17 protein-coding genes are annotated in these 24,680 nt (G+C 66.8%); 12 read left to right on the top strand and 5 right to left on the bottom strand.

What is annotated here, in order from left to right; genetic code table 11:
- The first annotated feature begins 128 nt into the window (after positions 1-128).
- The 7 genes from ACQ5SA_RS05395 (at position 129) to ACQ5SA_RS05365 (ending at position 12,951) form a co-directional block, all read left to right on the top strand.
- Positions 129-803 (top strand): DUF1449 family protein, encoded by a 675-nt coding sequence (locus tag ACQ5SA_RS05395; RefSeq protein ID WP_089236317.1) that lies wholly within the window; start codon positions 129-131, stop codon positions 801-803.
- Positions 800-2,818: a flotillin family protein gene (locus tag ACQ5SA_RS05390; RefSeq protein WP_499313078.1), complete on the top strand. Its 2,019-nt coding sequence runs from the start codon at positions 800-802 to the stop codon at positions 2,816-2,818. Before ACQ5SA_RS05395 ends, ACQ5SA_RS05390 begins: the two co-directional genes overlap by 4 nt.
- Before the next feature lie 82 nt (positions 2,819-2,900).
- The gene (locus tag ACQ5SA_RS05385) at positions 2,901-8,273 is read left to right on the top strand and encodes a DNA repair ATPase (protein WP_499313077.1); all 5,373 of its coding nucleotides are present in this window, start codon (positions 2,901-2,903) and stop codon (positions 8,271-8,273) included.
- Positions 8,270-8,977 (top strand): hypothetical protein, encoded by a 708-nt coding sequence (locus ACQ5SA_RS05380; RefSeq protein WP_499313073.1) that lies wholly within the window; start codon positions 8,270-8,272, stop codon positions 8,975-8,977. The genes ACQ5SA_RS05385 and ACQ5SA_RS05380 overlap by 4 nt, the downstream gene beginning before the upstream one ends.
- Before the next feature lie 43 nt (positions 8,978-9,020).
- On the top strand, positions 9,021-10,130 hold the full coding sequence (locus tag ACQ5SA_RS05375) for a toxic anion resistance protein (protein WP_499313070.1): 1,110 nt from the start codon (positions 9,021-9,023) through the stop codon (positions 10,128-10,130).
- Positions 10,131-10,335: 205 nt separating this feature from the next.
- Positions 10,336-11,025 carry a hypothetical protein gene (locus tag ACQ5SA_RS05370; protein ID WP_230109743.1) on the top strand — a complete coding sequence of 230 codons (690 nt, stop codon included), beginning with the start codon at positions 10,336-10,338 and terminating at the stop codon, positions 11,023-11,025.
- A 48-nt stretch (positions 11,026-11,073) separates the two neighbouring features.
- Positions 11,074-12,951, top strand: a complete 1,878-nt coding sequence (locus tag ACQ5SA_RS05365) for a C40 family peptidase (protein ID WP_499313064.1) — start codon at positions 11,074-11,076, stop codon at positions 12,949-12,951.
- A gap of 75 nt (positions 12,952-13,026) precedes the next feature.
- Here the strand turns inward: ACQ5SA_RS05365 and ACQ5SA_RS05360 are convergent, their stop codons facing one another.
- Entirely contained in the window at positions 13,027-13,914 is an 888-nt protein-coding gene (locus ACQ5SA_RS05360; protein ID WP_499313061.1) for a LysR family transcriptional regulator, read from the bottom strand.
- Between the two features lie 96 nt (positions 13,915-14,010).
- Here ACQ5SA_RS05360 and trpB point away from each other — a divergent pair, with 96 nt between their 5' ends.
- From trpB to glmM, 5 genes are all read left to right on the top strand, one after another.
- The gene (trpB, locus tag ACQ5SA_RS05355) at positions 14,011-15,228 is read left to right on the top strand and encodes a tryptophan synthase subunit beta (RefSeq protein ID WP_499313059.1); all 1,218 of its coding nucleotides are present in this window, start codon (positions 14,011-14,013) and stop codon (positions 15,226-15,228) included.
- Complete coding sequence (locus ACQ5SA_RS05350) at positions 15,225-15,905, top strand: hypothetical protein (RefSeq protein WP_353098562.1); 681 nt, start codon at positions 15,225-15,227, stop codon at positions 15,903-15,905. Before trpB ends, ACQ5SA_RS05350 begins: the two co-directional genes overlap by 4 nt.
- A 1-nt stretch (position 15,906) precedes the next feature.
- On the top strand, positions 15,907-16,716 hold the full coding sequence (gene trpA, locus ACQ5SA_RS05345; RefSeq protein WP_499313055.1) for a tryptophan synthase subunit alpha: 810 nt from the start codon (positions 15,907-15,909) through the stop codon (positions 16,714-16,716).
- 669 nt (positions 16,717-17,385) lie between these two features.
- Positions 17,386-18,261, top strand: a complete 876-nt coding sequence (gene accD, locus ACQ5SA_RS05340; protein ID WP_230109749.1) for an acetyl-CoA carboxylase, carboxyltransferase subunit beta — start codon at positions 17,386-17,388, stop codon at positions 18,259-18,261.
- Positions 18,261-19,625 carry a phosphoglucosamine mutase gene (glmM, locus tag ACQ5SA_RS05335; protein ID WP_499313048.1) on the top strand — a complete coding sequence of 455 codons (1,365 nt, stop codon included), beginning with the start codon at positions 18,261-18,263 and terminating at the stop codon, positions 19,623-19,625. The genes accD and glmM overlap by 1 nt, the downstream gene beginning before the upstream one ends.
- 72 nt (positions 19,626-19,697) lie before the next feature.
- Here glmM and galE read toward each other — a convergent pair whose 3' ends face one another.
- From galE to ACQ5SA_RS05315, 4 genes are all read right to left on the bottom strand, one after another.
- A complete protein-coding gene (gene galE, locus ACQ5SA_RS05330) occupies positions 19,698-20,705 on the bottom strand; it encodes a UDP-glucose 4-epimerase GalE (RefSeq protein ID WP_499313046.1) in 1,008 nt (335 codons plus the stop codon).
- Positions 20,706-20,775: 70 nt separating this feature from the next.
- Positions 20,776-21,633, bottom strand: a complete 858-nt coding sequence (locus tag ACQ5SA_RS05325) for a polysaccharide deacetylase family protein (RefSeq protein WP_499313044.1) — start codon at positions 21,631-21,633, stop codon at positions 20,776-20,778.
- Positions 21,626-22,771, bottom strand: coding sequence for a glycosyltransferase family 4 protein (locus tag ACQ5SA_RS05320; RefSeq protein WP_108264923.1), 1,146 nt, complete (start codon positions 22,769-22,771; stop codon positions 21,626-21,628). The genes ACQ5SA_RS05325 and ACQ5SA_RS05320 overlap by 8 nt, the downstream gene beginning before the upstream one ends.
- A gap of 19 nt (positions 22,772-22,790) precedes the next feature.
- A complete protein-coding gene (locus ACQ5SA_RS05315; RefSeq protein WP_499313039.1) occupies positions 22,791-24,674 on the bottom strand; it encodes a DUF3413 domain-containing protein in 1,884 nt (627 codons plus the stop codon).
- Positions 24,675-24,680 lie beyond the last annotated feature (6 nt).

The raw sequence follows: 24,680 nt of genomic DNA, 5'->3' as shown, positions 1-24,680 counted from the left end.
CCTGCACACCTTCTTCACATAGGATGATCCCAAGCGTGCTGGCCATGAGGGCCGGCACGAGGATCGACGGAGCCGCTGTTGGCGTGCTCCGAACGGGCGCCTGGCGCCCTCGCCCAGGAAGGCAAACGATGCAGGAATTCCTAACCGTCGTGCTCGGTTATCCGACCCTCCCGTACAGCGTGGCGCTGGCGGTGGCGGTCCTGTATTGGGGAATTGCCGCCTTCGGCCTGGTCGATGACGGTTTCGGCGAGGCCGGTGCCGACGGCGCCCTCGAAGGTGACGCCCATCTCAGCGGTCTGTCAGCCCTGCTGGCGCGTTGGGGGCTGGGCGGTGTGCCGCTCATGGTGGTGGTGACGCTGCTGAGCCTGTTCGCCTGGACCCTCACCTACTTCATCCATCTTTACCTGCTGCTGCCGTTGCCCGACCTGCTGCGCTGGTCCTTGGGCACCGTCGTGGCGGTGCTTGCGCCACTGCCGGCGGTGCCGGTCACCGCGCTGCTGCTGCGCCCCATCCGCCGCTTCCTGCTGCGCCTGCGCCCGGTGCCGCAGGCCTCCCTGCTGGGCCGGGTGGGCGTGGTCGCCTCGCCGAAGGTCGACGCACGCAGTGGCCATGCCACCGTCGATGACGGCGGTGCCGGCCTGGTCCTGCAGATCCGCAGCGACATCGAACTGCAGCGCGGCGAGCGCATCGTGCTGGTCGAGCATGTGGCTGCACAACACCATTACCGGGTGGTCCGCGCCGACGCGGTCGCCCTCGACTTCCAGGACAACCTGCTTCCGGGCAACAAGGAGAATCATCAATGACGTTGGCTTCCGTGCTCCCCTTCCTCTTCATCGTGGGCTGCGTGCTTGCCCTCCTGCTCGGCGTGGCCGGCCTGTTCAAGGCGTTCTACCGCAAGGTCGACCAGGGCGTGGCGTTGATCGTCAACGACATGAGTGCGACCCCGAAAGTGCATTTCACCGGCGCGCTGATCATTCCCGTGCTGTACCGCGCCGAGCTGATGCGCATCAGCCTGATCACCCTGCAGATCGACCGTCGCGGCAAGGAAGGCCTGATCTGCCGCGACAACATGCGCGCCGACATCGCCGTGGCGTTCTACCTGCGCGTCAATGAGACCCAGGCCGACGTGCTGCGCGTGGCCAAGGCCATCGGCGCCGACCGCGCCTCTGACAAACACGCGGTCGATGAGCTGTTCAACGCCAAGTTCTCCGAAGCACTGAAGACGGTCGGCAAGAAGTTCGACTTCACCGAGCTGTTCGAGAAGCGCCAGGAGTTCCGCGACGAGATCATCGCGGTGATCGGCAATGACCTCAATGGCTATGTGCTGGAAGACGTGGCCATCGACTACCTGGAGCAGACTCCGAAATCGCTGCTGGACCAGTTCAACATCCTCGACGCGCAGGGCATCCGCAAGATCACCGAGCTGACCGCTGCGCAGAACGTGGTGACCAACGAGCTGGAGCAGAACGAGAAGCTGGCCATCACCAAGAAGAACGTCGAAGCGCGCGAAGCGTTGCTGGCGCTTGAACGCCAGCAGGCTGAGGCCGAGGCACGGCAGAAGCGCGAGATCGAAACCATCCGTGCGCGCGAGGAAGCCGAGACCGCCAAGGTGCAGGAAGAACAGCGCCAGCTGTCCGAGAACGCCCGCATCGAAGCGCAGCAGGTGATCGACATCCGCGAGCAGAACCGCATGCGCGAAGTCGAAGTGGCCGAACAGAACCGCCAGCGCGCCGTGGCCATCGAAGCCGAGCGCGTCGAACGTGCACGCCAGCTGGAGCAGGTCACCACCGATCGCGAAGTGCAGCTGCAGGGCGTGGAGCGCGACAAGGTGGTCGAGCAGGGCAAGATGGACGTGGCCAACATCACCCGCGAACGCATCTCCATCGACAAGACCGTGGCGCAGGAAGAAGAGCGCATCAAGGAAGTGCGTGAAGTCTCCGAGGCCGACCGCCATAAGCAGGTGCTGATCCTGGAAGCTGAAGCCAAGGCGCAGGAATCGCTGGTGCGTGAAGTGAAGGAAGCGCAGGCCCGCGAGACCGCTTCCAAGCATCGTGCGGTGGAGCTGACCACGCTGGCGCAGGCCGAGCACGAAGCGGCCGGCAAGCAGGCCGAAGCCAAGCGTCTGCTGGCCGACGCGTTCCGCGCCGAGCAGGCCGCACCGGGCCTGGCCGAAGCGCAGGTACGCGAAGCGTCGGCGCTGGCCATCGAGAAGGTCGGCATCGCCGAGGCGCGCGTGATCGAAGCCAAGGCCGAAGCAAACCTGAAGCAGGGCAGCAACGAGGCGCGCGTGCTGGCCGAGACGCTGCAGGCACAGGCACAGGGCGAGGAGAAGATGGGCCTGGCCCGTGCTACCGCCACCGAATCGCTGGGCAATGCGGAAGCCGGCGTGGTGCAGAAGAAGCTGCTGGCCGAAGCCGAAGGCCTGGTCCGCAAGTTCGAGGCCATCGCCTCGCTGAGCGACCAGGCACGTGGCCACGAAGAGTTCCGCATGATGCTCGACAACAGCCTCAAGCAGGCCCTGGCCTCGATCGAGGCCGGCAAGGAAGTCTCGCGCGAGAACGCTGGCGTCATCGCCAGCGCCCTGCGCAATGCAGACATCGATCTGATCGGTGGCGACGGCGGCATGTTCGAGAACCTGATCAAGGCGGTTTCGCTGGGCAAGTCGATCGAAGGCTTCGCCGGCAAGAGCCCGATCGTGCAGGACCTGATGCAGCGCTACCTGGGCGTCAACGTGGCCGACAACGCGCCGCGGCAGATCGCCGAGGACGCGGACACCGTGTCCGTCGCGTCGACCGCTGTGGTCGACAGCGTGCGCTGATCCACCCGGCGATGGCCACCGCCATCGCCCACCCGTGCCGGCCGCATCGACGGCCGGCCGTCCGTGAGCCGGAAACCTGCTGATGTCCGAAACCAAACCGTCCACCGCGTCCACCGTGCCAGAGGCTGCCAGCGATACCGTCGACCAGGCCGTTGCCCAGGGCGGCGCCTATGAAGTCCTGCGCCGTCGCCTCGGCGAACAGGGCCAGCGCCTGCAGGCCGTTGCTGAGCAGCTGAACCGCCAGCGCCTGGCCGAGTTCGGCGACAGCCGTCTGGAGGTGGTCGGTCGCTTCCGTATCCGCAGCGAGAACAATTGTGTCGGCCGTGACATCGTCCAGGTCGGCCCGGACCGCCTGCTGTTCGGCTACAACGTGTTCATCGGGCTCAAGACCCAGACCCGCATCGAAGATGTGTTCGGCCTGTACCGGCTGGTACAGGGCAATGATGGCTACGACGTCGCCGCGCTGGAGCTGAAGGGCAGTTTCCTCGACCAGCCCGGCTTCGTGCATGACTTCAACGAGCTGTACGCCTACTACAAGCATGCGCGCCTGCTGCAGCTGATCGTGGTGGGCGACAAGCTGCTGGCCTCGTTCCAGATCGGCGAGCGCAGCAGCGACGTGCGCGTGTTCCGCTGGGCGCTGTCACGCGAAGGTGAACTGACCTATCTCGATGCGCGTGGCGAGCGTGACATCGCGCTGCCGCCGCCGTTCGATTTCGAATGGACCCGCGCCACCCGCGACCTCGCCGTCAACGGCCGCCATTCGCATCTGAACATCCTCGACACCCTGTTCGTGGAGACCACCGGTGGTGATCTGACCATCAAGGTGGAGAACAACACCGAAACCGGGCAGGGCATCTACAGCGAACCGGTGGAAGACAGCACGCAGTCGCTCGACGACGCGCAGTTCGAGTTCGCCCGTGTCGGCTCGCTGGTGCTGCTGAAAGTGCTGCCGTACCGCGAAACCGAATGGCGTGGGCTGATCTACAACACCCTCACCGGTGACATCGTGCGCAACGATGCCATCGTCCAGGCCTGCGTGCAGCTGCCCGAAGACCACGGCATCATCTTCCCCGGCGGCTATTACCTGCAGGGTGGCGAGCACAAGGCGTTCGACGCCTCGATGGATGGCATGCAGTTCAAGCGCAGCATCCGTTCGCCCAACGGCGAGGACGTGCTGTACATCTTCTACGAGCGCGAAGGTGGGCGCTCGGCGCTGTTCGTCTACAACACCATCCAGCGCGTGCTGCAGAACCCGGTGTTCGGCCACGGCTATGCCTTCATGCAGGACGGGCGCATGGTGCTGTTCCATGCCGAAGGCAGCGAGCCGACCCGCATTCATCCGATGCAGGTCTGGCAGACGCCTTTCAGCAGTGATGAGTTCGCCGCCAGCCGTCCGCCCGGCAATACCTTCATGGGGCGCATCGGCAACGCCGAGCTGGTGCGTGGCATCTCCAACCTGTTCAACCTGGCGCGCGAAATCGACGGCCAGGATGTATCGGTGCAGCGCTACCAGCGCCTGGTGGCCGACACCCGGCGGCTTTTCGATGCCCATCATTGGCTGGGCGACGAGGCCTGCGATGGTGCCGAAGCGTTGCTGCGGCAGATCAGCGCCACCGGCGAATCGGTGCTGGACGAATACGAAAAAGTGCAGTCGATCCGCCAGCAGTCGGCGCAGGCGATGGCCGAGGCCGAGGCCACGCACAAGGCGCTGCTGGGCCGGCTGCAGCCGGAAAACTGGAACGAGGTGCAGGCCTTCGTCGAGGCGCTCAACGCGATCACCGCGCTGCGTGGCCGCCTGCTGACGATCCGCGAACTGCGTTACATCGATACCGCGCGTATCGAGGCGATGGCCGCCGAACTGGTCGAGGCGCACGACCGTGTCGGTGCCGCCACCGGCGCTTTCCTCGCCGGCGATGCGGCGCTTGCCCCCTTGACCACCCGCATGCTGGCGCTGGACGAGGCTGCACAGCAGGCCGCCAGTGCACGCCAGCTGGATGAGCAGCTGGACGGACTGCGCGGCATGGCCGGCGATCTGGACATGCTGTCCGAGCTGATGGCCGGTCTGAAGGTCGACGATGCGACCGCACGTACCCGCGTGGTCGAATCGATCTCGCTGCTGTACGGGCGTCTGAACCAGGCGCGCGCACGTGCCGAACAGCGCCGCAGGTCGCTGGGCTCGGCCGAAGCCGTGGCCCAGTTCGCCGCGCAGTTCGCCCTGTTCTCGCAATCGATCACCAGCGCGCTGGCGATGGCCAGCGACCCTGAACGTGCCGACGAGCAGCTGTCGCGACTGCTGGTGCAGCTGGAAGAACTGGAGAGCCAGTTCGGCGAGCACGAGCAGTTCCTCGGCGACATCCTGAGCAAACGTGAAGAGCTGGTCGAAGCCTTCGACACGCACAAGCAGGCCCTGCTGGATGATCGCCAGCGCAAGGCGCGCTCGGTGCTTGACGCCGCCAACCGCATCCTCGACGGCCTGGGCAAGCGCACCGAGCGTTTCGGCACAGCCGACGAACTCAATGCCTTCTTCGCTGGCGATCCGCTGATCCTCAAGCTGCGTGAACTGGCCGAGCGCCTGCGGGCGCTGCGCGACAACGTCAAGGCCGACGATGTCGAGGCGCGCCTGAAGGGCGTCCGCGACCAGGCCGTGCGCCAGCTGCGTGACCGCAGCGACCTGTACGAGGCCGGTGGAAATGTGGTCCGCCTGGGCCCGCGCCACCGTTTCAGCGTCAACACCCAGGCGCTGGACCTGACCCTGCTGCCGCGTGGTGAAACCCTTGCCATCCATCTCACTGGCACCGACTTCCTGGAGACCCTGCACGATCCCGAGCTGGATGCGCTGAAGCCGTTCTGGCCGGTGACCCTGGATTCGGAATCGGCAGCGATCTACCGCGGCGAATACCTGGCCGGGTGCCTGTTGCTGGCGGCGGAGGAGGGCCGGGATGGCCTGGACCTCGCCCAGCTACAGCATGATGCGGCCGAACCCGAAGCGCTGGACCAGCGGGTCCGCGCCTTTGCCGCGCCCCGTTACCGCGAGGGGTACGAGCGCGGCATCCATGACCATGACGCCGCCCTGATCCTGCGCGCGCTGTTGCCTCTGCAGCAGGCGGCTGGCCCGCTGCGGCATTCGCCCCACGTGCGTGCGCTGGCACTGCTGTTCTGGGCCGCACGGCAACGCGATGAAGCCGTGGCGCAGTGGCCCGGCCGGCAGGCCGGCGCGGAGGCTATCGCGCGCCTGTTCGGTTCCGATGAGGGACGTCAGGCGCTGCGCGCGGAAATGGCGAAGGCGCTGCATGACTACGCACAGACCCATGCATTGCCGTTCGACGCCGCCGCCGCCGATGCTGCAGCGGCGTATCTGGGCGAAGAACTGGTCGCCGGCGAGCCGGTGTTCAGCACCAGTCGGCATGCTCAGGCGTTATTGGAAGCGCTGTCGCAGCAACTGGAGCAGGCGGGCCAGCGTGATGCGCTTGAACGTGCGCTGCAGCGCTCGCAGGATCCGTTGGCTACACGTTGGGCGTTGGCCGGGCAATGGCTGCGGGCGCTGGCCGGTCTGCCAGCGCAGTCGGCGCATGCCGGTTATGTCGAAGAAGCAGCGGCATTGCTGCTGGTGCAGCGACAGCTGCGCACCCGGGCCAGCGATGCACCGCTGCAGGCGGACGTCAGTGGCCTGCTGGGCGAACATGCCCGCATCCGCAACGGCAGCCTGACCGTGTCGCTGGACGATTTCCTGGCACGAATGCAGCACCACCTGCAGTCCTTCGTGCCGGCATTCCATGCCTATCAGGCCGTGCGCCAGGGCATCATCGGCCGCGAGCGCGAAACCCTGCGGTTGTCGGAGTTCAAGGCGCGGCCGTTGTCGTCCTTCGTGCGCAACAAGCTGATCAACGACGTCTATCTCGGCGTGATCGGCGACAACCTGGCCAAACAGATGGGCACCGTTGGCGAGAACAAGCGCAGCGACCTGATGGGTCTGCTGATGATGATCTCGCCGCCCGGCTATGGCAAAACCACGTTGATGGAGTACGTGGCGCATCGCCTCGGCCTGGTCTTCATGAAGATCAACGGACCGGCCCTGGGCCACGAAGTACGCTCGCTGGACCCGGAACAGGCGCCGGACGCGACCTCGCGGCAGGAGCTGGAAAAGCTCAACCTGGCGCTGGAGATGGGCAACAACACCATGCTGTATGTCGATGACATCCAGCACACCCACCCGGAGTTCCTGCAGAAGTTCATCTCGCTGTGTGATGGCACGCGTCGCATTGAAGGCGTGTGGCGGGGCCGCACCCGCACCTACGACATGCGTGGCAAGAAGTTCTGCGTGGTCATGGCCGGCAACCCGTATACCGAGTCCGGCGAAGTGTTCAAGATCCCGGACATGCTGGCCAACCGTGCCGACATCTACAACCTGGGCGACGTGCTCGGCGGCATGGAAGCCGCCTTCACCCTCAGCTACATCGAGAACAGCCTGACCTCCAACCCGGTACTGGCGCCGCTGGCCACGCGTGAGATGGCGGACCTGTACCTGCTGGTCGACCGCGCGATGGGCAAGGATGTCTCCACCAATGGTCTGAGCCATGCCTACAGCGGCGCCGAGGTCAACGAGATCACCGCCACCCTGCAGCGCATGCTGCGCGTGCGCGACGTGGTCTACAGGGTCAACCAGCAGTACATCGCCAGCGCCGCACAGGATGATCGCTATCGCACCGAGCCGCCGTTCCGCCTGCAGGGCAGCTACCGCAACATGAACAAGCTGGCGGAAAAGATCTCGCCGGTGATGAATGACGACGAGCTGCAGCAGCTGATCTCCGACCATTATCTGGGCGAAGCACAGCTGCTGACCACCGGTGCCGAAGAGAATCTGCTGAAGCTGGCCGAGCTGCGCGGCGTGCTCGATGATGAGCGAGCACAGCGCTGGGCGCAGATCAAGCGTGATTTCCTGCGCAACAAGGCGATGGGCGCCGGTGACAGTGATGTCGGCGGACGCGTGGTCGCGCAGCTGGCCGACATCGCCAGCGCGCTGCAGTTGCCGCCAGCGCCGGTGGAGGTAGCCGTCGCGCCCGAGCCGGCGCCATGGCCGGCCCTGCTGGCGGCGCTGCAGCGACTGGCGGATGCACGTCCGGCCAGTGCGCCGGCCGCTGCCGCACCGCCGCCTGCAGCCACGCCATTGGCCGAAGACCTGCAGGCCGGTCTGGCACCGCTGCTGCAGTTGCTGGTTGCCTCGCAGGAGCAACAGGTGCAGCTGTCGCAGACATTGGCAGCCTTCGCCGGATGGGCGCGGCAGCAGGTAAACACCGATGTGGCAACGACTGACACGCGTCGTCGTCCGCGCGTGCGTCGTGCAGCGACACCGGAAGAACGTGCGCTGGATGAAGCGCTGATGCGCCACTTCTACGGCGAATCATTGCCGCCGGAAACGGTGGCTGATGACGGCCCACGGCCGCCGCCACTTCCGTGACCTCCGTACGCTCCCTGCCCGGACCTGCGCTTCCGGCGTGTGCCGATGTGGCCGCGCTGGCTGCGTATGGCAGCCCCTTGCTGCAGCTACTGGCCGAGCCGACACCGTTGCAGACCGACGCGGGCGGCGAAGGCCTGGTGGCTGCGCTGGCGCGGATCGCGTTGGCCCTGCAGGCCAGCGATCCGGTGCGCCTGCGCCGGCAGGAGGGTTGGTGGGGGCGCCTGCTCGGCCGCGATGTTGCGCGCGAAGCGCAGGCGCAGGGGCTGCAGGCGCAGCTGGGCGTGCTGGTGCTGCAGGCGCGCGAGCAGGCACAGGGTCTCGCGCAGCGTGTACAGCAGCGTGCCCAGACCATCATCGACAACGACGCGGCTGCCGCCGCGTTGGAGGCCTGGGCCACGTTCGGCGCCGCGCAGTTGGCGAGCCTGGAAGGCGCTGCGCAGGTCGCGCTGGCCCCGCGCGTGGACCACCTGCAGCGGCTGGCCACGCTGCGGCGCATCGAAAGCGGGCAATGGCAGCTGCTGCAGGAGCAGGACGAAGCCCTGCTGCAGCGCTTCGTCCGCATCCACGATGTCCTGCTGCCGGCCTGGCGCCAGGCTGCACAGGCTGGCCAGGCACAGGCCCAGGCTGCACAGGTCGCGCAGGCAGCCACGCTGCAGGCCCAGATCGACGACGAAGTGGCCGCTGCTCAGGCTAGACTGCGCTGAGCCGGCCGCCGCTGCCGCTTATCCACTGCAAGGACACTGCCCGATGACCCAGGACAGCCAGAACTCCGGCACGCTCGTGCCCGCCACCACGCCCGCCCCCGAACTTGATGACAGCACGTTGAAGGCCCTCGGCCTGGTGCGCGACGACCTGCCGCGCATCGCCGAAATCGGCCGCGAGCTGGAAGATCTGCGACCAGGCAACCTGCAGGTGTTCGGCCGTGAAGCCGCCGCACGAACGACGGCCTTCTCCAGCCAGTTGCTGGACCAGGTGCGCAATCGTGACCTTGATGCCAATGGCGAGAAACTTGGGGAAGTGGTGCGCATCGCGCGCGAGCTCAAGCTGGATGGTTTTTCGCAGCGCTCGAAGGTGCCGTTGATCGGTGGCCTCATCGATCGCCTGCGTGCTTCCAAGGGCGAACTGGTGCAGAAGTTCAGCGATACCAATTCGCAGATCGAACAGCTGCTTGGCGACGTGGGCGCGCAGCAGACGCTGATGGGCAAGCGGGTGACCGATTTCGACCGCATGCATGACATCGTGCGCGAGGAACGTCATGCGCTGGGCCTGTACGCCGCCGCCGGCAAGCAGCGCCTGGCCCAGCTGCAGTCCGAACAGCTGCTGGGGCAGGGCAGCGAAGACCCGCAGCAGCGCATCCGCCAGAGCGAGATCGACAATGCGATCCGCCTGATCGAGAAGCGCGTCTCCGACCTGCAGCTGATGCAGCATGCGGCTGACCAGTCGTTGCCGATGATCCGGCTGATCCAGGCCAATGCGCTGCAGCTGATCGAGAAGTTCAACACCGTCCGCGACATCACCATCCCATCGTGGAAGCGTCAGTTCGCGATCCAGTTGTCGCTGGGCGAGCAGAAGAACGCGGCCGAACTGGCCAATGCAATCGATGATGCGACCAACGAACTGATGCGACGCAATGCCGACCTGATGCGGCAGGCCTCGGTGGACACTGCACGCAGCAACCAGCGCGGCGTGATCGACGTGGCCACGTTGCGCCACGTGCACGATCAGCTGATCGCTACGGTCGAGGAGGTGCGCAGCATCCATCGCGAGGGCATGCAGCAGCGTCAGCAGGCCGAAGTGGAGCTGTCGCGCCTGCGCGAGGATCTGCAGCAGCGGCTGGCGGCACCGACGGCGCCGTAGCTGGGTACCTGCTGTCCAAGCGGCGTGCAGGAATGCGACGAATATCCCATTTTTGCATGAATACGCACCGACGAGGGTGGGGATGACGTCCTCGCAACATTTGATCGGACACAATGTGCCCCAGCCTGCCACGGCTGGGTGCCAGCCTGTGTGCGTTCCACCATCTCGCGCCCCTGCGGCGCGTCATGCTTTCAATGAGGTTGCAATGGATATGCCGCGTCTCTCCTCCCCGCGATTCCGCTTGGCCCGTGTTTCTGTCGTTCCTGTCTTGCTGCTGGCCTTGGCCGCCTGCGCGGCGGGAGAATCCTCGAATTCCGCGGCCTCGTCGCCGGCCACGACGGCGCCTGCCGCTGCTGCGACGGCCACGGCGACGCCTGGGACTGCCCCCGTATCGGCCGACAATGGGCTGGCCGCGCTGATCCGCGCCAGCGGGGTGACGTGCAGCAATGCCAGTGCCGGTACCGGCTGCACGGCAGGCGATGTCGACAGCGGTGACTTCTACGATGTTGAACTGTCGCCGGACTGCGGCGACCAGGGATTCTTCGCCGGCGTGGCCGAGGCCAAGGGCGTGGAGACGCTGGATGCGGTACCGAGCAGCGGCAGCAAGGCCACCGCCACCGCGAAGCTGTCGAAGGGGCAGCTGGTGTGCGTGCAAGGCATCGGCCGCACCGGACAGAATCCGCTGTTCTATTACGTTGTCGCCATTCCGGCCAACACGGTCGGCAAGTGCAAGGACAATGCGTTGTGTGACACCTATGGTGACAGGCCGATCAACAATCGGGTCGCCACGGGAGGCGAGGCCTGCCATGCGGCAGCCCCGGGACACTACGCCGGGAACTGCGCACAGGGCTGGGTCAGTGCGGATGTACTGGACGTGTTTTCCAACGGAATGTAATCGCCGCCAGGGGAGCGGTCCAATCAACCACTGGCAAAGGAACAGCGCATGTCGGATCCAAACGTCACCCGGGTAGTCAGCAGCGTCGGTACGACGCGCACGCTGGAAATGGACGATGGCAGTGTCATCGAACGGTCAGGCGGCAGCGTCTCGTGGCGCAACAACAACCCCGGCAATCTCAAGTTCGAGTTCGCCGGCAGCGCCGACAAGACGGTAACCAACCCCCGTACCCGTGAGCAGGCGCTCGAGGCGGCGCATGGTCGTTACCAGGGCGTAGTCGGTCTGGACCAATGGGGCAACGCGGTCTTCGAAAGCTATGAAGCCGGGCGAGTGGCGAAGATCCAGCTGCTGGAGCGCCGTTTTGGTGACAAGACCGTCGAGGAAATGCTGCCGAGTTACTCCAAGAAGGACTATAGCGGCACGACCCACCACAAGGAGCAGGCCGCCACCATCTACGCCGAGGGTGATCGCAACGGCGTTGATCTGCGCTCGAAGACGGTGGGCGAAATGAGCGTGCGCGAGCGCGAAGTGCTGGCCGACGGCATCCGCCGTTTCGAGGGCTGGCAACCTGGCGATGTCGCTACTGTCCAGCAGCCGACGCGCACATCGGCTGCCGTGCAGACCCAGACCCAGACCCAGACCCAGACCCAGACCCAGACCCAATCAACGACGCCTGCTGCGACCGCACCCGCTGCGGCTCAGGTGGTGGCTGCGGCCGGCAGTGCCGCCGTCTACAACGAGGCCCACCAGCATTTCATGGGCTCCGGCCGCCAGTACGAGTATGGCCGGCCGGACCATCCGCGGCCGGGTCGTGACAGCAGCCGGCTGGAGCGCGACCTGGACGGGGACGGGCGGCTCGGCGTGGATTGCTCTGCATTCGTCTGGCGCGGTCTGAAGAATGCGGGCTACGACGTGCGCGGCGAGAACGCCGCGGGATTCACCACCTCGACCCTGTTCAACGGCGCGAATACGACCGCGTACGCGCGCGAGCATTTCGATGTGACCTCGGCGGCGGACGCACGCAAGCCCAATGGCTCGCTGAAGCAGGGTGACATCCTGATGTTCTCCTCGTCGCAGGGTCAGCACGTCGGTATTTTCAAAGGCTACGACGCGCAGGGAAACATCCAGTTCATCGGCTCCCAGGGCAGTACCGGGCCAGCTGAAGTCACCATCCGCCCGGGCGGTTACTGGGACGGCGGCGGTACGCGCATCGTCGGTGCACTGACGCCCAAGCCGGAGTTCCAGGTTCGTGCGCCGCTGCACGGCAATGCCGAGCCGGCGCTTTCCCGCCCCGCCGCATCGGCAGCGCAACCGGCGGCATCGCACGCGGCATCGGCCGAAGTGATCCGGCACGGCCAGCGCGGCAGTGATGTGCAATCCCTGCAGCAGACCCTCAATCAGCTCGGCGTGCGCGATGCGCACGGCAACCGGCTGGCCGAGGACGGTCGCTTCGGTGACCACACCCGCGAGGCGGTGATCGCCTTCCAGAAGCAGCAGGGTCTGGTGCCCGATGGCATCGCCGGTCGCAATACCCACGCTGCGCTGGCCGCAGGCCGCTTGCAGGGCCAGGAGCCGGTGGCTGCCGCGCCGAAGGGTCCATCGCTGAACGATGCTTCGCATCCGGACAATGCCCTGCACAACGCGGTGCGCAGCAAGCTGCCAAGTGTGTTCTCCGAAGAAGCCGCGGCCAACATCACCCTGCATGCAAAACAGAACGGCATCGACGCCGCCGACAAGCTGCAGAGCATCACGGTGCAGGATGGCAAGGCATTCGTGATGGGAACCACGCCGGGCTTCCGCGCCGCCGTAGACCTTGCCCAGGCACCACCATCGCTGGAGCACACCAGCGCGAAGCTGCTGGCCGATCCTGCGCCGCACCAGCAGGTGCAGGAGGAGCAGCAGAGGGTCGCGATGGGCGGCCGCTGAGGCCTGCACAGTGCCGGCACCGGGTGGATCATTCCGCCCGCGTTGCCGGCCATTGCGCACCCGCCGCGGTGCGCCTCATCGCAGCTGGGCAGTCACCCAGTCCGCCAGCGCGTGCACGCGCGCATCGACAGGGCCGTCCGGCCGCGCCAGCACCCAGAACCCGCCGGTCGCGGCAAACCCCCACGGTGCCACCAGCCGCCCTGCGGCCAGATCCTCTGCCACCAGCGGCTCCGGCGCGATCGCCGGGCCCAGTCCGGCCACCGCTGCTTCCAGCAGGTAGTACAGGTGTTCGAAGCCGGTGCCCAGCTGCAGCTGGCCCGGGTCCAGCCCGTGCGACTGCGCCCAGGCTGGCCACGCTTGCGGGCGCGAGCTGGTGTGCAACAGCGTTTCCTGCAGCAAGGCGGACGGCGGCACATGGCGTAGCCGATGCGCCGCCGGGTGCGAGGGCGCCACCACCACGCCCACCCGCTCCGGTGCCAATTCGCGTACCTGCCAGCCGCGCGGCCATGGTCCCTGCGCCAGCAGCAGCACCGCATCCAGCGTGGCCTGCGTCTCGGTGAAACTGCCATCCAGAGCGGACCACTGCAGGCGCACGCCGGGCAGTGCCGCCTGCAGTGCCGGCAGCCGCGGAATCATCCAGCGCGCCAGCACGCTGCCGCTGCATCCCAGCACCAGCGCCGGTGAAGCCGCCGGCCGCCGCAACGCGCGCACACAGTCCTCGATGCCGGTGAAGGCCTCGCTGCAGGCCTCCTGCAGGCGGGTGCCTGCGGCAGTCAGGCGCAGGCCGCGACCAGCACGCTGGAACAGCGCCAGGCCCAGATGGTCTTCCAGCAGCTTCAGTTGCCGGCTGACCGCGCCATGGGTCACATGCAGCGCCTGTGCAGCGCGGCCTACGCCGCCCAGCCGTGCGGTGGCCTCGAACGCCCGAAGGGCATTCAAAGGGGGCAGCGATGACGCGCTCATGTGAGATTTCCTGACGGGATACGCCAGATAATATCCATTTTCCGGACACAATCCGTGCGCTAGAGTATCCACCTGTCTGAACGACCGGTCGTCTCCATGTCTGCCTCTCCCATTGCCGATTTCCACGCATTCCCTGACGCCCAGGGCCACTTCGGCCGTTATGGCGGCAGCTTCGTCGCCGAAACCCTGGTCGGACCGCTGCAGGAACTGGCCCAGGCCTATGACCAGGCCCGTCAGGACCCGGCGTTCCAACTGGCCTATGACCGCGACCTGGCTCATTACGTGGGCCGGCCAAGCCCGATCTACCACGCTGAACGCCTGAGCGACCACGTTGGTGGCGCGCAGATCCTGCTCAAGCGCGAGGACCTGAACCACACCGGCGCGCACAAGATCAACAACACCATCGGCCAGGCGCTGCTGGCTGCGCGGATGGGCAAGACGCGCATCATCGCCGAGACCGGCGCTGGCCAGCATGGCGTGGCCAGTGCCACCGTCGCCGCGCGGCTGGGCCTGGAGTGCGTGGTGTACATGGGCGCCACCGACATCGAGCGGCAGAAGATCAACGTCTACCGCATGAAGCTGCTCGGTGCGACGGTGGTGCCGGTCACCTCCGGCTCGGCCACCCTGAAGGACGCGCTCAACGAAGCAATGCGCGACTGGGTCACCAACGTGCAGGACACCTTCTACATCATCGGCACGGTCGCTGGCCCGGACCCGTACCCGCGCATGGTGCGTGACTTCAACGCCATCGTCGGTCGCGAGGCGCGCGAGCAGATGCTGGCCGAGTACGGTCGCCTGCCCGATGCGATCACCGCCTGCGTCGGCGGCGGCAGCAATGCGATCGGCTTGTTCCACGCCTTCCTCAACGACCGCCAGGTCGAAATCGTCGGCGCTGAAGCGGCCGGCGATGGCATCCACACCGGTCGCCACGCAGCCTCCATCGCCGCCGGCCGTCCGGGCGTGCTGCACGGCAACCGCACCTATGTGCTGTGCGACGACGATGGCCAGATCATCGAGACCCATTCGGTATCGGCCGGCCTGGACTACCCGGGCGTCGGTCCCGAGCATGCGTTCCTGGCCGACAGCGGCCGCGCGCGCTACGTCGGAATCACCGACGAAGAGGCGTTGCAGGCCTTCCACCTGCTGGCGCATACCGAAGGCATCCTGCCGGCGCTGGAGTCCAGCCACGCGCTGGCACAGGCGATGAAGCTTGCACGCGAGCGTCCGCGCGACCAGATCGTGCTGTGCAACCTCTCCGGCCGCGGCGACAAGGACGTGCATACCATCGCTGCGCGCGAAGGCCTGGTGCTGTGAGCGCGTTGATGCGCAGGAGCAGCGCACTGCTGCTGGCGTTCGGTCTGGCCGCTTGCCAGCCGCCGGAGCCGCCGCTGTTGGCGCCGGCGGCCAAGGCAACCACGCAACCCGCGCAGCAGCCCGCTGCCAACGATGATGTAGACCCGCTGGCACGCATGCCGATCGACGACCCGCCCGCAGCAGAAGCTGAGGGTGGCGACGAGGGCCCGGCCGTGGTCTCGGTGGCGCTGGATCATGCCGGCGAGGTCCTGATCGGCCAGCACTTGAACGATCTCAAAGCGCTCGGGCCGTGGACGGCGCAAGGGGCGGTCGAAGCCCTCGGTGGAAGTTGCGAGTACTACGACGGCAAGGGCTTGCCGGCGGGCGTGTCGATGATGACCGACGAGGACCGCGTGGTTCGTTTCGACCTCGGCCTTGATCCGGACAGCGGGGCGCCGGCCGAGCAGCCCGGCCCGTTTGGCCTGCGCGTGGGAATGACCCGCGCGCAAGCGGTTGCCCGGTTCCCGAAGCCGCCTGTGTCCAGCCCGCATGCCTACGACGGCGAGCAGGGCGAGTACCTGACCTGGCAGGACCCGGGTTCCGCGCTCGGCATCCGCCTGGAACTGTTTGAAGGGAAGGTTACCCAGATGTACTGGGGAACCAGTGAAGCGATTGAACTGATTGAAGGGTGTGCCTGAAATGTCCGTATCCCGACTCGATGCTTGTTTCCAGCGCCTGCGCGAGCAGCAGCGCAAGGCCCTGATCCCCTTCATCACCGCCGGTGATCCGTCCCTGGAAGCCACGGTGCCGGTCATGCACGCGCTGGTCGAGGCCGGTGCCGATGTGATCGAACTGGGCGTCCCGTTCTCCGACCCGATGGCCGACGGCCCGACCATCCAGCGCAGTTCCGAGCGCGCGTTGGCCCGCGGCGCAGGCACCCGCTATGTGTTGCAGGCAGTGGCGCAGTTCCGCGAACAGGACGCGCAGACGCCAGTAGTGCTGATGGGCTATCTCAACCCGGTGGAGATCCACGGTTACGTGGCGTTCGCCAACGCGGCAGTGGCCGCTGGCGTGGACGGCGTGCTGCTGGTCGATCTGCCACCGGAAGAAGCCGGCGAAGCCCAGCAGGCCTTCGATGCCGCAGGTCTGGCGCTGGTTCTGCTGGCATCGCCGACCACCAGCGAGGCACGCGCCGACAAGCTGCTGGCGCTGGCCCGTGGCTATCTCTACTACGTCAGCTTTGCCGGTGTCACCGGTGCCTCCGAACGACTGGACAGTGACGCGGCCAGTGCACGTCTGCAGGCACTGCGGGCCAAGGCCAGCGTGCCGGTGGTGGCAGGCTTCGGCATCAAGGATGCAGCCAGTGCGGCGGCCATGGCCCGCCAGGCCGACGGCGTGGTGGTCGGCAGTGCGTTGGTGGCGGTACTGGCCGAAGCGGCCTCGGTCGAGGACGCAGCGCAGCGCGCCGCTGAATTCCTGGCTCCGCTGCGCCAAGCGCTCGACGCGTAACGGTAGTGCCGGCCGCTGGCCGGCATCCTCCGTACCTGCCCGCTTGCAGGCGCTGCCGGCCAGCGGCAGGCGCTACCAACAGCTGGCGTAACGGTAGTGCCGGCCGCTGGCCGGCAACCTCCGTACCCGACCGCGTGCAAGCGCTGCCGGCCAGCGGCCGGCGCTACCAACAGCTGGCGTAACGGTAGTGCCGGCCGCTGGCCGGCATCCTCCGTACCTACCCGCGTGCAAGCGCTGCCGGCCAGTCGCCGGCGCTACCAACACCTGGCATAACGGTAGTGCCGGCCGCTGGCCGGCATCCTCCGTACCCGCCCGCGTGCAAGCGTTGCCGGCCAGCGGCCGGCCCTGCCAACACCTGGCGTAACGGTGTGCCGGCCGCTGGCCGGCATCCTCCGTACCCGACCGCGTGCAAGCGCTGCCGGCCAGCGGCCGGCGCTACCAACACCTGGCGTAACGGTAGTGCCGGCCGCTGGCCGGCATCCTCCGTACCTGCCCGCGTGCAAGCGCTGCCGGCCAGCAGCCGGCGCTACCAACACCTAAACGTACGTCCCAGCATGGTTTTTTCCACCGGGGCCACGGCCGGGCAGGGGGTGCACGGGCAGGGAAAGCGGAGCTAGACTGTCCGCCTTTGCGGCCCTCGGGCCGCCCTGAACGGAAGTGTCCTCCCGCATGAGTTGGCTCAGCAAGTTGATGCCGTCTGGCATCCGCACCGACAACACCCCCAGCAAGAAGCGCAGCGTCCCCGAGGGCCTGTGGGAAAAGTGCAGCAACTGCGGCAGTGCGTTGTACCGTCCGGAGCTGGAAGAGAATCTGGAGGTCTGCCCGAAGTGCGGCCACCATATGGCCATCCGTGCGCGTGCGCGCCTGGCCGCGCTGTTCGACGCCGACAGCACCACCGAGATCGCCGCCCGCCTGGGGCCGACCGACCTGCTGAAGTTCAAGGACCAGAAGAAGTACGGCGAGCGCATCAAGATCGCGCAGAAGAACACCGGTGAGTACGACGCGCTGATTGCCATGCGCGGCCTGCTCAAGGGCCGTCCTCTGGTGGCCTCGTCCTTCGATTTCGCCTTCATGGGCGGCTCCATGGGTTCGGTGGTCGGCGAGCGCTTCGCCCTTGCCGCCGAGACCGCTGCCGAGATCGGCGCACCGTACGTGTGCTTCTCCGCCAGTGGTGGCGCGCGCATGCAGGAGGGCCTGTTCTCGCTGATGCAGATGGCCAAGACCTCGGCCGCGCTGGGCAAGCTGCGTGAAGCCGGACAGCCGTACATTTCGGTGCTGACCCACCCGACCACCGGCGGTGTGTCGGCATCGTTCGCGATGCTGGGCGACATCAACATTGCCGAACCGCGTGCACTGATCGGCTTCGCCGGCCCGCGCGTGATCGAGCAGACCGTGCGCGAGAAGCTGCCGGAAGGGTTCCAGCGTTCGGAGTTCCTGCTCGAGCACGGTGCCATCGACCAGATCTGCGACCGCCGTGAACTGCGCGACCGCCTGGCCGACCTGCTGGCGATGCTGCGTCGCGAGCCGGCACCGGAGGAGATTTGATGGGGAGCCGCAAGTACTTCGGTACCGATGGCATCCGCGGTCGGGTTGGCCAAGGGGCGATCTCGGCGGATTTCGTGCTGCGCCTGGGCAACGCCCTGGGCCGCGTGCTGGTCGCCCAGCGCGGGCAGGAGGGACGCCGTCCGATCGTGGTGATTGGCAAGGACACGCGGATCTCCGGCTACATGTTCGAAGCCGCGCTGGAAGCCGGGCTGGTCGCTGCCGGCGCTGACGTGCAGCTGCTCGGCCCGATGCCGACCCCGGCCGTTGCCTTCCTCACCCGTACCCTCGGCGTGGATGCGGGCATCGTCATCAGTGCGTCGCACAATCCGCACTACGACAACGGCATCAAGTTCTTCTCCGCCCAGGGCGAGAAGCTCGACGATGCCACCGAACTGGCGCTGGAAGCCGCATTGGACGTGCCGTTCACCACGGCCGTTTCGGAGAAGCTCGGCAAGGCCTCGCGTGCACGCGAGGCCGTCGGTCGTTACATCGAGTTCTGCAAGTCCAGCGTGCCGCGCTCGTTCGATCTTCGCGGCGTGCGCCTGGTGCTCGACTGCGCGCATGGCGCCACCTACCAGATCGCGCCGCTGCTGTTCCGCGAACTGGGTGCGGAGGTCATCGGCATCGGTGCCGAACCCAATGGCATCAACATCAACGACGGCGTCGGCTCGACCCACATCGACAACCTCGCTGCCAAGGTGCGTGAGACCCGCGCCGACCTGGGCATCGCCTTCGACGGTGATGGTGACCGGGTGTTGATGGCCGATGACCACGGCAACCCGGTCGACGGCGATGACCTGGTGTACATCCTGGCGCGCGCGTGGCAGGCCGAAGGTCGCCTGCGCGGCCCGGTGGTCGGTACCTTGATGAGCAACTTCGGTCTGGAAAAGGCCTTGGCCGAACTGCAGATTCCGTTCCAGCGCAGCAACGTCGGCGACCGCTACGTGCATCAGGCACTGGTGGAGGGAGGCGGCGTGCTCGGTGGTGAAGCGTCCGGCCATCTGCTGTGCCTGGACCGGGCCACCACCGGCGACGGCATCGTCAGTGCCCTGCAGGTACTGGTGGCGTTGAAGCAGCAGGGAAAGAGCCTGCGCGAAGCGCTGCAGCCGTTGTCCAAGGTGCCGCAGAAGACGGTCAACGTGCGCCTCGGCGATGTCTCGGCCAAGGCCATCGTGCAGGCCGAGAGCGTGCAGGCTGCGCTGACCGAAGCGCAGCAGGCCGTATCCGGCCGCGGACGTGCCTTCCTGCGTCCCTCCGGCACCGAACCGGTGGTGCGGGTCACGGTCGAGGCCGATGACGCGACGTTGATGCAGGACACCCTGGATCGGCTTTCGGCGGCGGTCAGGACAGCGGCTGCGGCCTGAGCCCTGTCGCTGGATTGAACCGACAACATGGCCGCCTGTGCGGCCATGTTGCTGTCTGGTGCAAGCAAGGCATCAGGCGCTGCGCGGCATCTCCGTCTGCCATTTCCAGGTGTCGCGGCACATGTCCGCCAGACCATGGCGCGCAGTCCAGCCCAGTTCGCGCAGGGCAAGGGACGGGTCGGCAAAGCTCACCGCGATGTCGCCGGTGCGGCGGCCGGTGATCCGGAATGGAATCGCCCGACCGACGGTCTGCTCGAAGGCCTTGATCAGTTCCAGCACGCTGTGGCCCTGTCCGGTGCCCAGGTTCAGGGTGATGCTGCGGCGCTTGTCGCGCAGGTACTGCAGCGCCAGCACATGGGCCCGCGCCACATCCTCCACATGGATGTAGTCGCGTACGCCGGTACCGTCGCAGGTCGGATAGTCATCACCGAACACCTGCACTTCGGGCAGCAGGCCGGCGGCCACCTGGGCGATGTAGGGCATCAGGTTGCTGGGTGTTCCGTGCGGCAGTTCGCCGATCAGGGCGCTTGAATGTGCACCCACCGGATTGAAGTAGCGCAGCGTTGCCACATGCAGCGCTGCATCGGCGCCGACCAGATCGGACAGCAGTTGTTCCACCACCAGCTTCGAACGGCCATAGGGCGTCATCGCGCAGGTCGCGGCGGTCTCGGCCACCGGGCAATGGTCCTGGTCGCCGTACACGGTTGCCGACGAGCTGAACACGAACGTGCCCACGCCGGCATCGCGCATGGCGCCGAGCAGGGCCAGGGTGCCGCTGATGTTGTTGTCGAAGTAGTCCAGCGGCATCTGCCGCGATTCGCCAACCGACTTCAGCGCGGCAAAATGCAGTACCGCATCGATCGAATGCTCGCGCAGCAGGGCCGCGATCCGCGCACGATCGCGCACATCGGCCTGTACGAACAGCGGCGTGATGCCGGTGATGTCGCCGATCCGGCCGATCACCCCGGCGTCGCTGTTGCAGAGCGAATCGACGATGACCACCGCATGGCCCTGCTGCTGCAGTTCCACACAGGTGTGGGAGCCGATGAATCCCGCACCGCCGGTAACCAGAACGTTCATTTCCTGTATTCCTTCCAATCGGTTGAAGCTTCCTTGCCGAAGCTGTGTCAGACCGGGCCTGGAGACGCCGTCACGGCCCCGGCACCATCTTCTTCTGCCGCGCCTTGAAGCCATTGAACAGCGGTGCGATCAGCGGGTTGTAGCTCCATGCGATGCGCTTGCGCAGCCAGCTTGCCGGCCGGTTACGGATGGCGAAGCGGTAGATGTGCTCGGGGTCGCTGCCGACCACGTTGCGTCCGAACGGATGGGTGGTGTGCAGGTAGCGGAACCCCTGCTCGCGTGCCACTTCGATGTAGTCCTGGTCGAAATCACCGTACGGCCAGCACAGCGTGTCCGACACTTCGCCCAGCTTCTCCAGCAGCACTTCCCTGGCCTTCGACAGGTCGCCACTGATGCCGGCACGGCGCTGGGCGCGATCCAGGTCCTGGCGGCGCAGCCAGCGCGTATGGGTGTGGGTATGGCAATGGATCTCGAAGGTGCCGGCCTCGATGGCCGCACGTGCTTCGCTCCACCGCATCATCACTTCGTCGCTGCGGTCCTGCTTGTAGATCAGGTCTTCGCAGGCGCGATGCTCGGGCGTTTCCGGCAGCGTGGCACCGGTGATGCCGGCATGCGGGCGCATCGGGCCCTCGTGCATCCAGCCGGTCACCACGAACACCACCGCGTGCATGCCGTACTTCTGCAGGATTGGATGGGCGTAGACCCAGTTGTCCAGGTAGCCATCATCGAAGGTGATCACGATCGACTTGCGCGGCACCGGCTTGCCGGCCAGGAAACCGGCGTACTGGTCCAGTGTCAAGGAGGTCCAGCCGGTGCGTGCCAGCCAGGCGATCTGGCTTTCGAAATTCTCCGGCGACACCGTGATCATGCCGGGCGAGTTGCTGACGTGATGATGCATCAGCACCGGTACGGTTCTGGCATTAGCCATGACCCAGCTCCTTCATCCATTGGTGGTAGTAGTGTTCGGTGGCCTCAGCGTGGCCTTCGGGGCTGAAACGCTTGGCGCTGCGGATCCAGTCCCAGCCGGAACGTCCCATCTGCCGTCGGCGCTCGGGATCGTCCACCAGCAGCCGCAGCGCGCCGGTCAGGGCGGCGCCGTCACCGAGTCGGGTGAGGATGGCATTGCTGCCTTCCACCAGCATTTCAGGCACGCCGCCGACCCGGTGCGACACGATCGGCAGGCCCGCCTGTGCCGCTTCCAGGAACACCGTGCCCGACGCTTCCTTGTGTGTGGCCAGAGCGAAGATGTCGAAGCCGGGCATCAGCTGGCTGGCATCGCTGCGGAAGCCCAGCAGATGGACCTGACGCTGCAGGTCGTGCTCGGCGCAGGTGGCCTGCAGGCGCTGCATCACTGCCTGGCCATCGCCGACCACCACCAGATGCAGGCGGGGGTTGGCCTTGCACAGCGGCACCATGGCCTGCAGCAGTTCGGCGTGGCCCTTGGGTTCACGCAGCACGGCCACGCAGCCCACCACGATGTCCTGTTCGTCGAATCCGAGCTCGCCGCGCACGCGTGCACGCGTCTCCTGCAGCGCCTGCCAGGACGGCTCCTGCGCGGCGTCGATGCCGGTTGGAGAAACCGCCATCGGCGGCACGATGCCGATGTGATCGGCGGGAATTCCTCGGTCCGCCAGCAGTTGCTTGACGAAGTTGCTCACGGTGATGACCCGGTGCGGCAGGCCGGTGTAGGTCAGCAGCGAATTCACCGGGCTCATCAGGTGGCGCGAGCGCACCACCAGCGGTGTGCCGCCCAGGCGTGCACCCGCGGCGGCAATCAATGCATCGCGACGGCTGGTGGTGTTGACCACGTCGTAGCGCTCGCGGCGCACCAGCCGTGATACCGACCAGATGCCGCGCAGCAGCCGGGCAATGCCGCCCATGCGCAGCGTATGCACGGTGAAGCCATCGTCGCGCGCGCGGGTGGCCAGGCGCGCGTCGGGCTGGCACAGCAGGGCGACGTCATGGCCGCGCGCGCGCATCACCTGCATGTGGCGGAAAATGTAGATTTCCTGCCCACCCATGCCTTTGGCGGCTTCGGTATGCAGGATGCGCAGCGGACGGTTCATGGTGGATCGGTCCTTGGATTCAGCGGTTGCGGAAGCGCGTCAGCGCTTCCCATGCCGCGCGGATGCTGGCGGCGTCGGGGGTCTGTTGCGGCAGGGGGCGGTAGCGCGCGTCGAGCGCGGTGGCGTTGCCGAATTTGTCGAACACGTAGATCGCCTCGCCAGTGCGCACTGCGCGCTGCGACCAGCTTTCCACCACCAGCGCACGCTTGCCGGTCGGTGCAGCGAGCAGGTCGTGGCCGGTGCTGTAGTCGGTCAATGCGTTCTCGCAGCCCAGGCCGTGACGCATCAGCGTCGGTACCCAGTCTTCATGCGAGCTGACGCGCGCGTCGCGGCCGCCAGCCTGGCCCGGCCAATGCAGCACGAACGGCACCTGCAGCTGGTAATTGGAGAAGTTGCCGTTATGGCCCCAGTAGTTGAGCTTGAGGTCGTTGAATTCCTCGGCGTGGTCACCGGTCACCAGCACGATCGTGTTCTGCTCCAGGCCCTGTGCGCGCAGGTCATCCAGCAGCGATCCAATCAGGCTGTCGGCGTAATGCACCGAGGTGTGATAACGGTTCAGTTCCGGCGTTGGATCGTGCTCGGGGCCGAACTTGAGGAAATCGATGGCATCGGCCATCGGCGTAGCGAGCGGCGGATAGCCGGCTGGCATGTGGTACGGCGCGTGGGTGGAATCGAGGAACACGAAACCGAACCACGGGCGCTGCGCAGCCTGGCTGGCGCGGATGTCCTTCTGCAGTCCAGCGACGATGGCGGCATCACGGCCGTCGGAGGTCAGTTCGGACGGCCCCTGGTGCAACTGGTCGCGGACATCAGCGAACGCCGTGCGATCGAATTCCGGGCTGTACAGCGGCGCGCTGCCATACAGATGCAGGTCATAGCCCTGCTGTCCCAGCACCTTGAACAACTGCGAGCCACGCTGCTCGTCGAGCATGCTGGGCCAGTAGCCACCCGGCAGGCCGTACAGCAGCCCGAACAGGCCGTAGCGGGTGGCGTTGCCGGTGCTGAAATGATGCGCGTACACCCGCGAGGACCGGGCCAGTGCCGATGCGTTGGGCATGAACTGCGGGGTGAGCACGTCGTGGCGCAACGACTCCAGCACCACCATCAACACGTTCGGGCGCTGGTGGCTCTGGCAGCGCAGGGGCTGCAATGGATAGTTGAGCTGGGCATGGCGCGGATCGGGCAGGCCGACCTGGTGCTGGCTGACCACGCCGAAGCGGCGCATCGCGCTCTTGGCGGTGATCGGCTGCGCCCACGGCAGGTAATTCCATTGGCTGATCACCGCGCGTTCGCCGAGCGCGTCGTAGTAGGCAGTGGCGACCTGGCCCCCGCCCATCAGCAGGGCGATCACCGCCCACGCCTGCAGTACCCGTCGCCGCCGCGGTGCCGCAGGCAGCAGCTTCCAGCACGCCCAGGCCAGCAGGCCCTGCGCGGCGAAGATCGCCGAGACCAAGGCTATCGCCTGCAGCCAGGTCTTCCAGGACAGGCTCACCTGGTCCTGCAGGGCGCCGCCGAACACCATGTTGGCGACCATCGCGTTGAGGTGGAAGCGATACAGCGCGAACACCTTGGCATCCACCAGCAGGAGGCACAGCCACAGGCCCTGGCAGATCACCGCCGACACGCTCAATGCGCGCGCGCTGCGCGGCCACAGGCCGATGGCCAACGGCAGCAGGCCGGCCAGTGCGCCGAACGCGAGCAGATGGCCGGGCAGGGCAATCGCCAGATAGGCCAGACCGAGCGTCCCGCCAGGGTTGTCGCGCAGCGGCACGTTGCCCAGCGCAATGAGCGCGGCAAGCGCCGCGTTGGCCGCGATGAACAGGGACCACCAGGCCAGCCTGCGCCAGCGTCGGGCTGGCCCGGGAATATCGGCGGTGATGGCGTCGGGCAGGGCGGCGTCCATGGCAGG

Origin of the sequence: Stenotrophomonas indicatrix (assembly GCF_050573115.1) — a bacterium.
Lineage (GTDB): Bacteria > Pseudomonadota > Gammaproteobacteria > Xanthomonadales > Xanthomonadaceae > Stenotrophomonas > Stenotrophomonas lactitubi_A.
The sequence above is the reverse complement of the archived record's forward strand: the minus strand, read 5'-3'. Positions and strand labels throughout refer to the sequence as shown.